A 13,130-nucleotide genomic window follows, 5' to 3' on the forward strand; every position below is an offset into this window, starting at 1 on the left:
GCTCCGGCTGGTAGAAAACCTTATTATGTAACATTCTCAATCAAAAATGCTCTAGCGGTTCAGAGGGATGCGGTTCGGCAAGCTGCGGCTTAAGCGGCGATCTCTTCCAAACGCAAGCAAGCCACCAGACGTCCCTGCCATTCGCGCAGCACCGGCTCTTCCCGTGCGCAGCGCTCGGTGGCGTGCGGGCAACGCTGGTGCAGCGCGCAACCGCCGGGCGGGTTGAGCGGGCTGGGCAACTCGCCCTGCAGCTTGAGGTCGGTTTTGTGGCCGTTCACGCTGGGCGCGGCCGCCAGCAGCGCTTGGGTGTAAGGATGCTGCGGGCTGCTGAACACGGCCTCTTTGCTGCCGTGTTCCACCGCTTTGCCCAAATACATCACCATTACTTCGTCGGCCACATGCTGCACCACGGAAAGATTGTGCGAAATAAACACATAGGCGGTGTGGAATTCGTCCTGCAAATCCATAAACAGATTGAGCACCTGCGCCTGAATCGACACGTCCAGCGCAGAAGTAGGCTCGTCGGCCACCACGATTTTCGGGTTCAGCATCATCGCGCGCGCCAAGGCGATGCGCTGGCGCTGGCCGCCGGAGAACATATGCGGATAACGCTGGGCGTGCTCGGGGCGCAGGCCGACCTTCTTCATCATTTCCACCACTTTCTCATGCTTTTCGGCACGCGAGAGCTTGGTGTGGATGGTGAGCGGCTCGGTGAGCTGGTATTCGATGGTTTGGCGCGGGTTCAGGCTGCCGTAGGGGTTTTGGAACACCATCTGGATTTCGGTGCGCAAATCTTTCAGCGCACGGCGGCTCAGTTTGGCGGTGCCCTCGCCGTTGATCAGCAATTCGCCGCTGCTGGGGCTTTCGATCAGAGTGAGCTGGCGGGCCAGAGTGGATTTGCCGCAGCCCGACTCGCCCACCACGGCCAGCGTTTTGCCGGCCTGCAACTGAAAGGAAATGCCGTTGAGGGCTTTGACGAATTTTTTCGGTTTGCCCAAGCCCTGCGACACCGGATAGTGGCGCGCCAGCGACTTGGCTTCGAGTACTACGGGTTGGCTCATGCGGCGTTTCCTTTGGGCGGGCGGCGGTGTATGCAGCGCACCACGCCGTATTCATGGGTTTGCAGGGCGGGCGGGGTGTGGCAGCGCGCTTCGGTGTAGGGGCAGCGCGGCGACAGCAGGCAGCCGGTCGGCCGGTCGTATTGGCTGGGCACCACGCCGGGCAGGCTGTGCAGGCGGCTGTGGCCGACCGACAGCTCGGGAATCGCCGCCAGCAGGGCTTCGGTGTAGGGATGGGCCGGTTCGCGGAAAATATGCGGCACCTGATTGGTTTCCACCACCTGCCCCGCATACATCACCGCCACATCGCGGGCGTTTTCGGCCACCAAACCCAAGTCGTGGGTAATCAGAATCATGGCCATGTGTTTTTCGCGCTGCAGCTTGGCCAACAGCGCCATGATTTGCGCCTGCACGGTCACGTCCAACGCCGTGGTCGGCTCGTCGGCAATCAACAGCTGCGGCTCGCAGGCAATCGCCATCGCAATCATCACCCGCTGGCTCATGCCGCCGGAGAGTTGGTGCGGATAGGCTTTCAGGCGGTTTTTGGCATCGGGAATCTCCACCAGGTCCAACAGTTCCAACACGCGCTGGCGCGCGGCGGCGCCTTTCAGGCCCAAGTGGGCCTTCAGCACTTCGCTGATCTGGGTTTCCACCGTGAAGCTGGGGTTCAGGCTGGTCATGGCGTCTTGGAAAATCATCGAAATGTCTTTGCCGATGATTTGCCGTTTGGCCCGGGCCGACAGGGTTTGCAGGTTTTGGCCGTTGAATTCGAGACGGTCGGCAGTGATGGTGGCCGAAGCGGGCAGCAGGCCCATCAGCGCCATCATGGTGACCGATTTACCGGAGCCGGACTCGCCCACCACGGCCAGCACTTGGCCTTTGGCTACCTGAAACGAGACGCCGTCCACTGCCCGGAAGGCGCGCTCGCCGCGGCCGAAGGTCACGGCCAGATTGTCGATATGCAGTAAGGGGCTGTTCATCTTAGGACACCTGTTTCAGTTTCGGGTCGAGGGCATCGCGCAGGCCGTCGCCGGTCAGATTGATGGCGAGTGCCGACAGGAAAATGGCGGAGCCGGGGAAAATCGCCAGCCACACATTGCTCTGAATGTATTGGCGGGCGGTGCCGAGCATGGCACCCCATTCGGCATCCGGCGGCTGAACGCCGAAACCGAGGAAGCCGATGGCACCGGCTTCCAGAATGGCCGCAGAGAAAATCATCGAAGCCTGCACAATCAGCGGCGCCATGCAGTTGGGCAGCACGGTGATGAACAACAGACGCGGCGTGCTGGCGCCCATCACGCGGGCGGAGGTAACGTAATCGCGCTGCAGCTCCACCATGGCGGTGGCACGGGTAAGACGGATAAACGGCGGCAGGCACACCAGGGCGATGGTAATGATGGTGTTGGTCATCGACGGGCCGAGAATGGCGGCGATGATGATGGCCAAAAGCAGACTGGGATAAGACATCAGGATGTCATTCACCAACATCACGCCTTTGCCCCACACACGCGGCCAGAAGGCGGCGGATAGGCCCAAGGTCACGCCGGCGATGAGGGCGAGAATGGTGGCGCACAGGGCGATAAACAGCGAATAGCGTGCGCCGTAGAGCAGGCGCGACAGGGTGTCGCGGCCGGCGTCGTCGGTGCCGAACAGGAAGGCGGCGTCGCCTCCGCTCAGAAACGAGGGCGGCAGCTGCTCTTTGCCGTTAAACAGTTCGTAGGGGTTGTGCGGCGCCAGCAGCGGCGCGAAAACGGCCAGCAGCACCATGGCGGTGAGGATCAGCAGCCCCAATACCGCACCCTTGTTGGCAAGGAAAGTACGGTAAAACAGCTGCCATTGGGTAGGCGGCTTGGGCGCAACAGTGGGGGCGGTTGCGGTGTGTGTACTCATCAAAGTGTTCCCGGAAAATCGTTATCGGAAGGCTACCTGAAACAGGCGGAGCGGTTCAGGCAGCCTGCAGCTTAAGCGTGGCGGATGCGCGGATTGATCAGGCCGTAGAGGATGTCCACCAGCAGGCTCACCAGCATCAAGGCGGTGGCCACCAAGAGGATGCCGTTTTGCACAATCGGATAGTCGCGGTTGTGGAAGCCTTCCAAGAGCCAAGTGCCGACGCCCGGCCAGCTGAAGATGGTTTCGGTGAGGATGGCGCCGGCCAACAGGGTGGCCATTTGCAGGCCGACCACGGTCACCACCGTAATCAGGGCGTTGCGCATGACGTGCACCAAGACCACGCGGGCGGGCGACAAACCCTTGGCTCGCGCGGTGCGCACATAGTCTTCGCCCAGCACTTCCAAAAAAGCGGAGCGGGTCATGCGCGCAATCATGGCCAAGGGAATGGTGGACAAGGCGATGGCCGGCAGAATGAAGTGTTTCACCACGTCGATGAAGGCGCCGGGCTGGCCGCTGGTCAGCGAACCGAGCAGCCAGGAGCCATACAGCGGTTTGACATCGAGAAACTGGAACACGGAAATCACGCCAGACACCGGCAGCCAGCCTAGATAATGGGCAAACAGGCCGGTGAGGATCGGGCCGAGCAGGTAGATCGGCATCGAATAGCCGGCCAGCGCACCGCTCATCAGGGTGTAGTCCAGCCAAGTGCCGCGGCGCAAGGCGGCGAGGATGCCCAGCGTCACGCCGAGCACACTGGCGATCACGATGGCGCACAAGGCCAGCTCCAGCGTGGGCACGAAATGGGAAAAGAAATCGTCCAGCACCGGCGAGCGGTCGCGAAAGGATTGGCCGAAATTGCCGCTGAAGATGTCTTTCAGGTAGTTGAAATACTGCACCGGCAGCGGCTGGTCGAGGCCGAGCCGCTTCATGGCGGCGGCGTGCACGGCGGGATCAACAGCTTTTTCGCCCATCATCACTTCCACCACGTCGCCCGGCACCATGCGGATGAGGGAAAAAGTGGACAGGGTCAGGCCGATATAAACCGGTATCAGGATCAGGATACGGCGCAAGATAAAGGAAAACATTGGCAATGCTCTGTGTGGTTGGGCCGGCTGCTTGTGTTCTGCCCGCACCCGAATCAAACGGCGCAGGCGGCCGGCAAATGGTATTGGCCTGCCCGGCCACTGCCGGACAGAGCAGGCTTTCAGGTAGCCTCAGGCTACCTGAAAGCCTGAAATCGAAACATCGAGAAACAGCAGGCGGTTTCATCCGCCGGGTAGGAGCCGCAGCAGCAAAGGCGGTTCCCCAGACAAAAAGCTGCCGACAGGCTTTCAGGTAGCCTGCCGGCAGCAGAGTGGCTTACTGCTCGATTTTCACACCGTCGAAACGCATACTGCCGAAGGGGCTGATTTCGAAGCCCTTCACATTCGGCGTGGTAAACACGGTTACCACGGAGTGTGCCATGGTGGTCCACGGCAGCTCTTGCTTGAAGATCACTTGCGCTTGGCGGTATTTCTCTTCGCGCACCGCTTTGTCGGTGTTGGTGCGGCCTTCGGTCACCAGTTTGTCGAATTCGGCATTACACCATTGGGCATAGTTGTTGCCGCCCACCGCTTTACAGCTCAGCAGGGTGCCCAGCCAGTTGTCGGGGTCGCCGTTGTCGCCGGTCCAGCCCACCAGGAAGGAATCGGCCTCGCCTTGTTTCAGGCGTTTCAGGTATTCGCCCCATTCATAGCTGGTGATCTTGGCGTTGATGCCCACTTTGGCCCAGTCGGCTTGGATCATTTCGGCCATCAGCTTGGCATTCGGGTTGTAGGGCCGCTGCACCGGCATCGCCCACAAGGCGATTTCGGTGCCCTCTTTCACGCCGGCTTCGGCCAGCAGCTGTTTGGCTTTCTCAGGATCGTAGGGCGCGTTTTGCAGGGTGTCGTTGTAGCTCCATTGAGTGGGCGGCATCGGGTTGGTGGCGGCGGTGCCGGCGCCTTGATAAACGGCGTTCAGAATGGCGTCGCGGTTAATGGCCATGTCCAAAGCTTGGCGCACGCGCAGATCGCTCAACACGGGATGCTTGGTGTTGTAGCCCACATAGCCCAAGTTGAAGCCGGGTTTGTCGATGATGGTGACTTTACCGCTTTGGCGGGCCGCTTCGATTTCGGCGGTTTTCGGATAAGCGGAAACGTGGCACTCGCCCGCCGCTACTTTCTGGGCGCGTACGGCAGAATCTTTAGTGATGGCAAACACTAAGTTGTCGATGTGAATGTCACCGGCATTCCAGTATTCAGCATTACGCGCATAACGGATTTGGGCGTCTTTGTTGTAAGACACGAACTTGAACGGGCCGGTGCCGACGGGTTTGTTGTTGAAATCGGCGGCATTGCCGTTTTTCGCCAGCTGGTCGGCATATTCGGCCGAGCTGATATAGGCAAACGGCATGGTAATGTTTTGCAGGAAGGAAGCGTCCACTTCTTTCAACGTAATGCGCACGGTGTGGTCATCCACTTTCTCGATAGACTCGATATTGTCGGGCAGACCCATGTCTGCGGCATAGGGGAACTCGGCCGGATAGGCTTTGTTGAATTCGAAGTTCGGGTCGGTCAGACGCTTAAAGGTGAACACCACGTCGTCGGCATTGAATTCACGGGTGGGGGTGAAGTATTCGGTGGTGTGGAATTTCACGCCTTTGCGCAGGAAGAAGGTGTAAGTTTTGCTGTCGTCAGACACTTCCCATTTTTCGGCCAAGGCAGGAATCGCATCGGTACCGCCGCGAACAGTTTCCACCAAACCGTTGTAGATCGGATAGGCGCTGGCGTCAAAAGACGTGCCGTCGGTCCATTGGGCCGGGTCGAAACCGCTGGGGCTGCCCTCGGAGCAGTAAACCAGGGTGGTGTTGCCGCCGGCTTGGGTGGCTGCGGGCGCACTGCCGTCTTTGGGGGCTTCGGCCGCTTTTTCGCCGCCGCAGGCAGCCAAACCCAGCAGCACGGTGGCCGCCAGGGCAGATAATTTGAACATCTTGGTTTGCATGGTGTACATCCTCTATGAAATACAGATTGGTCTGATTGTCTGCCCCCGGAGCAAACGGCCGAAACACATAGGCCATGCGCTCCCAACTGCAATGCCGGGCAAAAGCGGGCGTAATATATCCGTAACTTAAGTGTAAGTAAAGTGTAAATATCGAGTCGCTTTGTGTTGCTGCGGTGCAGCACACCAAGCGACTCGGCGGAAGATCGGGCTACCTGAAAGCCTCATCAACACCTGCTCACGACCGTCTGGCGCACCGGTTTTGCCGGGCAAGCGCGCGCGCAAAGATCGCGAACAGGTTTCAAGACATCAGCGGGGCGTATCCTGCGGCTCGACTTTACTGATGGTAAAGCCGGTGAAGCCGTAGATCAGGGTCAGCGCCAGGCTGAGGGTGCAGAAGAAGGCATAGGGAATATAGTCCACCACCGCCACACCGAGGATGCCGGCCAAAAACACGCCGTACACGCCCCAAGGCACCAAGGCGTTGATCACGGTGCCGGAGTCTTCGATGGTGCGCGCCAGGTTGCGCGGATGCAGGCCCAAGCGTTCGTACACCGGTTTGAAGGTGTTGCCGGTGAGCAGGAGGCTGAGGTATTGCTCGCCGATCAGCACATTGATGCCGAAGGCGGTGGAAGCGGCGGCGAAGGTGGCGCGGCCGGTGCTGGTGAGCAGGTGGCGGATGCCGGCCAGCAGCGCCGGCAACACGCCCAAGCCGTTCAGCAGACCGCCCAGACTCAAGGCGAGAATCACCATGGTTTGGGTGAAGAACATGCTCTGCATGCCGCCGCGCGACAACAATTTGCCCACGCTGCCCAAGTCCAGGTTTTCCGCCGGTTTGTAGCCGGCGAAGAAATAGCCGCCCACCTGGTCGATGCTGGGGCTGCTGTGGATATAGGTAATCACCAGTGCAGTGAGGATGGTGGCGATGATGGTGTACACCGCGTTCACTTTTTTCAGCGCCAGGCCCACCAGCACCGCAAACGGCAGCAGCGCATACCAGTGTACCAAACCGCTGGCCAGCAGGTTTTGCTGCATGGCGGCCACGTCGGCCAAATCGGCCTGGGCCACGCTGCCGGTCAGCGTCCACAGGATGACGGCGGTCAGAATCCAGGCCGGGATGGTGGTGTACATCATGTTGCGGATGTGGTCGAACAAATCGATGCCCACAATCGAAGCGGCAATGCCGGTGGTGTCGGACAGGGGCGACATTTTGTCGCCGAACAACGCACCGGACACCACGGCGCCGGCCACAATCGCCGGATTGGCGTCGAAGGCTTCGGCCATGCCCATAAAGGCCACGCCGGCGGTGGCGCAGGTGGTGAAACCGCTGCCCAAGGCCACGCCGATCACCGAACACAAAATAAAGGCCGACAGGTAAAACATTTGCGGCGAAATCAGGTCGAAGCCGTAATACATCAGCGTCGGAATCGCGCCCGACATCATCAGCGCCGCCACCAACAGGCCGATAAAGAAAAACAGGTAAATGGCGCCGATGCCCGACACCACGCCTTCGGCCATTTTGGCCTGCATGTCGTTAAAGCTTTGGCCTTTGAATTTGCCGTAGGCCAAGAGGCCGCACATCACCAGGGTGATGGAAATATGCGGCACCCAGCCGAAGCCGATCATGGTGACCGCCATCACGGCAATCACCAACAGGGCGATGGGCACCGCCTCTTTGGGCGCAATGCGGATTAACGGGGTATTCATGGTTTCTCCTCTTAATAATCTTGCTTTTTTCACGTGGCAAAGGCTTTCAGGTAGCCTGAACACGAGCGGCTACCTGAAAGCCCGAAAGGCTTAATAACGGGTATTCACGCGGTTGCGGATGGTGCCGAAAATGTTGTTGCCCTCTCGGTCGAGCATTTCCACCTCCACCACGTCGCCGTGGTCCATAAACGGGGTTTGCGGCGCACCGGTTTCGATGGTTTCGTACATGCGCACTTCGGCCAGGCAGCAATAGCCCACGCCGCCGTTGGCCACTGAAGAGCCGTGCAAATCGCCCTGCTTGTTCGACACCGTGCCCGAGCCGATCAGGCTGCCGGCGGCCATGTCGCGGGTTTTGCACACATGGGCCAGCAGCTGGCCGAAATTGAAGGTCATGTCTTGGCCGGCATTGGGGTAGCCGAACAATTCGTTGTTCAGCTTCACCCGCAAAGGCAGGTGCACTTTGCTGTCTCGCCAGGCCTCGCCCAATTCGTCGGGTGTCACCGCCACCGGGCTGAAGGCGCTGGCCGGCTTGCTTTGGAAAAAGCCGAAACCTTTAGCCAATTCGGCCGGAATCAGGCCGCGCAAAGACACGTCGTTCACCAACATCACCAAGCGGATGGCTTGGGCCGCTTCTTCCGCGCTGGCGCCCTGTTTCAAATCGCCGCTCACCACCACCACTTCGGCTTCAAAGTCGATGCCCCATTCGGGCTTGGCCAAGATCTCGTCGCGCGGGCCGATAAAGCTGTCGGAGCCGCCCTGGTACATCAGCGGGTCGTCGTAGAACGAGGCCGGCACTTCGGAATTGCGCGCCTTGCGCACCAACTCCACATGGTTGAGGTAGGCCGAGCCGTCGGCCCATTGGTAGGCGCGCGGCAGCGGCGAATGGCATTGTTCGGGGTCGAAGGCCTCGCCCTTTTCGGGATGGGCGTTCAAATCGTCGTACACCGCTTTCAGTTCGGCTTGTGCGCTGTCCCAGTTATCGAGCGCGGCTTGCAGGGTGGCGGTTTCGGGCAGCACATAACGGCTTAAATCGCGGCTCACTACGGCCAAACGGCCGTCGCGGCCGCCTTGTTTCAATGTGGCTAGTTTCATGAATTCATCCTTTTTTCTCTGATAACGGCGTTCAGGTAGCCTGAGGGGCTACCTGAAGCCGGATCATACGGCTTATACCTCGGGCGGCTCGGTGCCGTCGTGTATCCAGCGGGCGTGCTGCGGGGCGCGTTTGGTTTCCGCCCATTCGTTGAGCATGTCCCATTTCACATGGTCCAGCGCACGGTTCATTTTCGGCGTGCTCACCTCGCAGGCCAGCTCGATGCGGTGGCCGCTGGGGTCGAAGAAATAAATGGAATGGAACAGGGTGTGGTTGACCGGCCCCAGCACATCGACACCGCCGGCAATCAGCTTGTCTTTGGTTTTCAGCAGGGTGTCCATGCTGTCCACCTTCAAGGCCAGGTGCTGCGTCCACAGCGGGGTGTTTTCGTCGCGCCCCATCTCCGGTTTGGTGGGCAGCTCGAAAAAGGCCAGAATATTGCCGCCGCCGGCATCCAAAAAGATGTGCATATAGGGGTCGGGCTCGCCGGTGGAGGGCACTTTGTCTTCGGCAATCGCCAACACAAAGCCCATGTCCAGGTGTTTTTGGTACCACTCCACCGTTTGTTTGGCATCTTTGCAGCGGTAGGCCACGTGATGCACGCCTTGGGTTAATGCCATGATGTCGCTCCTTTGTGGTTTCAGGTAGCCCCTCAGGCTACCTGAAAGCGTTTATTCTGCTTCTGTTTATTCCACTTCTAATGCGCCGCGGCGGATCTGGTCGCGCTCCAGCGATTCGAACAGGGCCTTGAAATTGCCCTCGCCAAAGCCTTCGCGGTAGTCGCCCTTGCGCTGGATAAACTCGAAAAACACCGGACCGAGCAGGGTTTCGGAGAAGATTTGCAGCAACAGGCGCGGCTGGCCGCCTTCGGTGGTGCCGTCCAAGAGAATGCCGCGGCTTTGCAGCTCAACCACCGGCTCGCCGTGTCCGGGCAAGCGCTCTTCCAGCATTTCATAGTAAGCGGCATTGGGCGCGGTCATCAGCGGAATGCCGGCGGCGCGCAGTTTGTCGATGGTGTCGAGCAGGTTGTCGCTCAACAGCGCAATGTGCTGGATGCCTTCGCCGCCGAACTGCATCAGGTATTCTTCAATTTGGCCGCCGCCCTGCTTGGCCTCTTCGTTAAGCGGAATGCGGATCAGGCCGTCGGGCGCGGTCATGGCGCGGCTGGTGAGCCCGGTGTATTCGCCCTTGATGTCGAAATAGCGGATTTCTTGGAAATTGAACAACTTCTCGTAAAACTTGGCCCAGAAGTCCATGCGGCCGCGATAGACATTGTGGGTGAGGTGGTCGACGATTTTCAAGCCGTGGCCCACCGGATGGCGCTCGACATCGGGCAGGAATTCAAAATCAATGTCGTAAATCGATTTACCGTCCTCAAATCGGTCGATCAGATACAGCGGTGCACCGCCGATGCCCTTGATCGCCGGCAGGCGCAATTCCATCACCGAAGTGGGGATGTCGATGGGCTGGGCGCCCAGCTCCAGCGCACGTTTGTAGGCCGCTTGGGCGTCGCGCACGCGAAAGGCCATGCCGCAGGCACACGGGCCGTGTTCGGCGGCAAAATACGCAGCTTGGCTTTTGGGCTCGCGGTTAACAATAAAATTGATGTCGCCCTGGCGGTAGAGCAGTACGTCTTTGGAACGGTGGCGGGCCACCAGGGTAAAGCCCATTTTTTCAAACAAAGGCTCCAGCACGCCCGCTTCGGGGGCGGCGAATTCCACAAATTCAAAGCCGCACAAGCCCATGGGATTGTCAAACAAATCGGCCATCGTCTATTTCTCCTGTAAACGGTTGATCACATCGGCGGCCATCTTAAAAGTCGGTGTATTTATTAGGCAAACAGTTTTTTTTGATTAATTTATTGAAAAAATCGATTAAACAAAGCTGGCATCTTGGCAAGCCGCCAGGAAGCGGATGCAAAAGCACGATGCAAAAAACCGCCCCTTCCGGATGGCAGAAGCGGCGGCTACCTGAAAACAAGATACTGGTCGCTTAAAGCAACCATTCAATCGGCAATAAAGCGCAAAACCACACAGCAAAACGTTTGAAGGCACCGGCTTTGGGCTCGGTATCGAATGTGCGCAGTTCGCCGTTTTCCTGAGTTTGCCAATATAAGCCCTGTTCGGGCGTCTTGAGCACACTATAGGTATGGGCCGCATGGTGCTGTTGCAGGCCGTCCGCCAATTGCCCTGCCAAAGCCGGACTGTCGATCAGCAGGCCCATTTCGGTATTGAGCGCGGCTGAGCGCGGATCCATATTGAAAGAGCCCACAAACAGCGTGCGCCGATCCACTGCAAAAGTTTTGGCATGCAGGCTGGCACCGCTGCTGCCGGTCATGCCGCCGTGGTGGTCGGTGGTCACCGTTACCTCGGGTTTGAGTTCGAACAGTGTGACACCGGCGTCCAGCAGCGAATCGCGGTATTTGGCATAACCGGCGTGCACCGGCGCCACATCGGTGGCGGAAAGCGAGTTGGTCAGCACCTGCACGTTTTTGCCGCTGCGGGCGATGCCGCCGAGCAAATCCGCCCCTTGCCGGGTGGGCACGAAGTAAGGCGACACGATCAACAGCTCCTGCTCCGCCGCCGCCATCACCGGGCTGATGTGCGCCACCACAGTATTGCCCGGCAAGGCTTTGCCCAAACCCTTGGCCGGATCGTCGCTCACCAAGGTAGCCTCGGCCCATTCCAGCGGCAGGGTGCCGGCCGCAAGATGTCGTGCAAAATCGGATTGTGCCAGAGCTTTCAGGTAGCCCTGGGTATCGGCATCCTGTGCAGGCGCACTATCTAATGCCGCAGGTGCAGCCTGAATAATGCTTTCCGCCGGATAACTGGATTCGCTGGCCCAGTAGCGGTCGAAATCCTGCTCCACTGCTTGTGCCGCCGGGCCGACGGCCGCCACATCGAGATCGGCAAACATGACGCCGTTGCCGGCTCCGAAATATTCGTCGCCGACATTGCGCCCGCCCACAATGGTCACCACCCCGTCGGCGCTGAAGGATTTGTTGTGCATCCGGCGGTTGAGGCGGAAAAAATCGCTCAAGTATCCCAGCGGGCGGAACCCTCGTTGCATAAAGGGGTTGAACAGACGCACTTCGATGTTCGGGTGTGCATTAACCGCGGCCAGCAAACCATCCATACCGGCAGTGTTGTTGTCATCCAGCAGCAGGCGCACGCGCACGCCACGTTCAGCGGCCTGATACAAGCTGCTCAGTAATAAGCGGCCGGAAACATCGTTGTGCCAAATGTAGTATTGAACATCAAGGGTGTATTGTGCGCTTTGCGCCAGCGCCAACCGTGCCAAAAATGCATCTTTTCCGTCACGAAGCGGATAAATGCCAGAGCGGCCCAGATGCATTTCAATCTGCGGCAGCAGATGAGCAGCCAATTTACTGTCCGGACGGATAGGCAGAGCCTGGGAAGAACTGCGCTGACGATTATCGGGCAATGATTTACGGGTAACCAAAGCCGTCACCACCAGCACCACCACAAGCAGCAACAAAAACAATAGCATTTTTCTTAACATCTGCCCTCCGTTGAAGTCTGATGGCCGATTCATTGGCCGATTTTGCTTTCCTTCAACTGACTTACGCCACTAAGCAACGGCAAAGCAAAACCATTTTAAAAAAAGCCTGTCCTACATCTCTTTTCTACCGATATGCGCCGTCAAAAATACCGCAACGGCTTACTCCGTATTTGCTGCGTTAGCACACAAGGGAAAAGGAAATGAATACCAAAAGAAGCCCAATCTTGCGCTACCGGCTATTTTGACTGACAATGTCTGGCATTGTTGGATTTTGCTTAGGTGACGAGACAAAATTGCCCAGCAAAAAACCGCTTTGCCAAACCCTCTGCCGATACGCCCGCATAGAACCAGCCGACACCCTTGTTGCTTAGCCTTCGCCCCAAAGTTTTTCGATGTCATAGAAATCCCTTGCCGCTGGCAACATCACATGGACCACCAAGTCCCCGGCATCCACCAGTGCCCACTCTCCAGCCTCTTCACCTTCGGCACCCAAGAGTTGGTAGCCTTTCTCCTTCAACGCGACCGCCACATGGTTGGCCAAAGCCTTTACCTGACGAGTGCTGTCGCCACCCGCCACAATCATGCGGGCAAACAAGGAAGTTTTGCCCGAGGTATCGATAATCACGATGTCTTTTGCTTTTACATCTTCTAAAGCAGCCACAGCGGTGTCCACCATGTCCTGCAAATATTGCGTGTCTTGTGTGTTCATCAGTCTTCCGATTGGTATTACATCATAAATGGTTGAGAATTTTATCCCAGTGCGTCAGGTTCGCCAAATGCCTTGTTGGCGTTTTTTTCACGGCGTTGGGGCTACCTGAAAGATTCAAGCTGATTAGGGATTCCGG

Annotated in this window: 11 protein-coding genes; all 11 read right to left on the reverse strand. The window is 58.5% G+C overall.

Annotation, left to right across the window (positions count from 1 at the left end):
* Nucleotides 1-89: 89 nt before the first annotated feature.
* Nucleotides 90-1,061 (reverse strand): peptide ABC transporter ATP-binding protein, encoded by a 972-nt coding sequence (locus tag HMPREF9371_RS08850; RefSeq protein WP_009119723.1) that lies wholly within the window; start codon nt 1,059-1,061, stop codon nt 90-92.
* On the reverse strand, nt 1,058-2,038 hold the full coding sequence (locus tag HMPREF9371_RS08855) for an ABC transporter ATP-binding protein (RefSeq protein ID WP_009119724.1): 981 nt from the start codon (nt 2,036-2,038) through the stop codon (nt 1,058-1,060). The genes HMPREF9371_RS08850 and HMPREF9371_RS08855 overlap by 4 nt, the downstream gene beginning before the upstream one ends.
* Nucleotide 2,039: 1 nt before the next feature.
* A complete protein-coding gene (locus HMPREF9371_RS08860; protein ID WP_009119725.1) occupies nt 2,040-2,948 on the reverse strand; it encodes an ABC transporter permease subunit in 909 nt (302 codons plus the stop codon).
* A 71-nt stretch (nt 2,949-3,019) separates the two neighbouring features.
* Complete coding sequence (locus tag HMPREF9371_RS08865) at nt 3,020-4,033, reverse strand: ABC transporter permease (protein ID WP_009119726.1); 1,014 nt, start codon at nt 4,031-4,033, stop codon at nt 3,020-3,022.
* A 274-nt stretch (nt 4,034-4,307) separates the two neighbouring features.
* Nucleotides 4,308-5,957, reverse strand: coding sequence for an ABC transporter substrate-binding protein (locus tag HMPREF9371_RS08870; protein WP_232203096.1), 1,650 nt, complete (start codon nt 5,955-5,957; stop codon nt 4,308-4,310).
* 318 nt (nt 5,958-6,275) lie between these two features.
* Nucleotides 6,276-7,673 (reverse strand): Na+/H+ antiporter NhaC, encoded by a 1,398-nt coding sequence (nhaC, locus tag HMPREF9371_RS08875; RefSeq protein ID WP_009119730.1) that lies wholly within the window; start codon nt 7,671-7,673, stop codon nt 6,276-6,278.
* A gap of 90 nt (nt 7,674-7,763) precedes the next feature.
* Nucleotides 7,764-8,765: a fumarylacetoacetate hydrolase family protein gene (locus HMPREF9371_RS08880; RefSeq protein WP_009119731.1), complete on the reverse strand. Its 1,002-nt coding sequence runs from the start codon at nt 8,763-8,765 to the stop codon at nt 7,764-7,766.
* A 72-nt stretch (nt 8,766-8,837) separates the two neighbouring features.
* On the reverse strand, nt 8,838-9,383 hold the full coding sequence (locus tag HMPREF9371_RS08885) for a VOC family protein (protein ID WP_009119732.1): 546 nt from the start codon (nt 9,381-9,383) through the stop codon (nt 8,838-8,840).
* 66 nt (nt 9,384-9,449) lie between these two features.
* Nucleotides 9,450-10,532 carry a 4-hydroxyphenylpyruvate dioxygenase gene (hppD, locus tag HMPREF9371_RS08890; protein ID WP_009119733.1) on the reverse strand — a complete coding sequence of 361 codons (1,083 nt, stop codon included), beginning with the start codon at nt 10,530-10,532 and terminating at the stop codon, nt 9,450-9,452.
* A gap of 223 nt (nt 10,533-10,755) precedes the next feature.
* Complete coding sequence (locus tag HMPREF9371_RS08895) at nt 10,756-12,285, reverse strand: phospholipase D family protein (RefSeq protein WP_040660427.1); 1,530 nt, start codon at nt 12,283-12,285, stop codon at nt 10,756-10,758.
* Nucleotides 12,286-12,652: 367 nt separating this feature from the next.
* Nucleotides 12,653-12,994, reverse strand: a complete 342-nt coding sequence (gene rsfS, locus HMPREF9371_RS08900; RefSeq protein ID WP_009119737.1) for a ribosome silencing factor — start codon at nt 12,992-12,994, stop codon at nt 12,653-12,655.
* Nucleotides 12,995-13,130: the final 136 nt, after the last annotated feature.

The organism is Neisseria shayeganii 871 (assembly GCF_000226875.1).
GTDB lineage: Bacteria > Pseudomonadota > Gammaproteobacteria > Burkholderiales > Neisseriaceae > Eikenella > Eikenella shayeganii.

Bases quoted from the DNA above. Each gene is read 5' to 3' on its own strand.
- rsfS (WP_009119737.1), bottom strand. From the start codon at position 12,994: ATGAACACACAAGACACGCAATATTTGCAGGACATGGTGGACACCGCT.
- HMPREF9371_RS08850 (WP_009119723.1), bottom strand. From the start codon at position 1,061: ATGAGCCAACCCGTAGTACTCGAAGCCAAGTCGCTGGCGCGCCACTAT.
- HMPREF9371_RS08855 (WP_009119724.1), bottom strand. From the start codon at position 2,038: ATGAACAGCCCCTTACTGCATATCGACAATCTGGCCGTGACCTTCGGC.
- hppD (WP_009119733.1), bottom strand. From the start codon at position 10,532: ATGGCCGATTTGTTTGACAATCCCATGGGCTTGTGCGGCTTTGAATTT.
- HMPREF9371_RS08885 (WP_009119732.1), bottom strand. From the start codon at position 9,383: ATGGCATTAACCCAAGGCGTGCATCACGTGGCCTACCGCTGCAAAGAT.
- HMPREF9371_RS08880 (WP_009119731.1), bottom strand. From the start codon at position 8,765: ATGAAACTAGCCACATTGAAACAAGGCGGCCGCGACGGCCGTTTGGCC.
- HMPREF9371_RS08860 (WP_009119725.1), bottom strand. From the start codon at position 2,948: ATGAGTACACACACCGCAACCGCCCCCACTGTTGCGCCCAAGCCGCCT.
- HMPREF9371_RS08895 (WP_040660427.1), bottom strand. From the start codon at position 12,285: ATGTTAAGAAAAATGCTATTGTTTTTGTTGCTGCTTGTGGTGGTGCTG.
- HMPREF9371_RS08865 (WP_009119726.1), bottom strand. From the start codon at position 4,033: ATGTTTTCCTTTATCTTGCGCCGTATCCTGATCCTGATACCGGTTTAT.
- nhaC (WP_009119730.1), bottom strand. From the start codon at position 7,673: ATGAATACCCCGTTAATCCGCATTGCGCCCAAAGAGGCGGTGCCCATC.
- HMPREF9371_RS08870 (WP_232203096.1), bottom strand. From the start codon at position 5,957: ATGTTCAAATTATCTGCCCTGGCGGCCACCGTGCTGCTGGGTTTGGCT.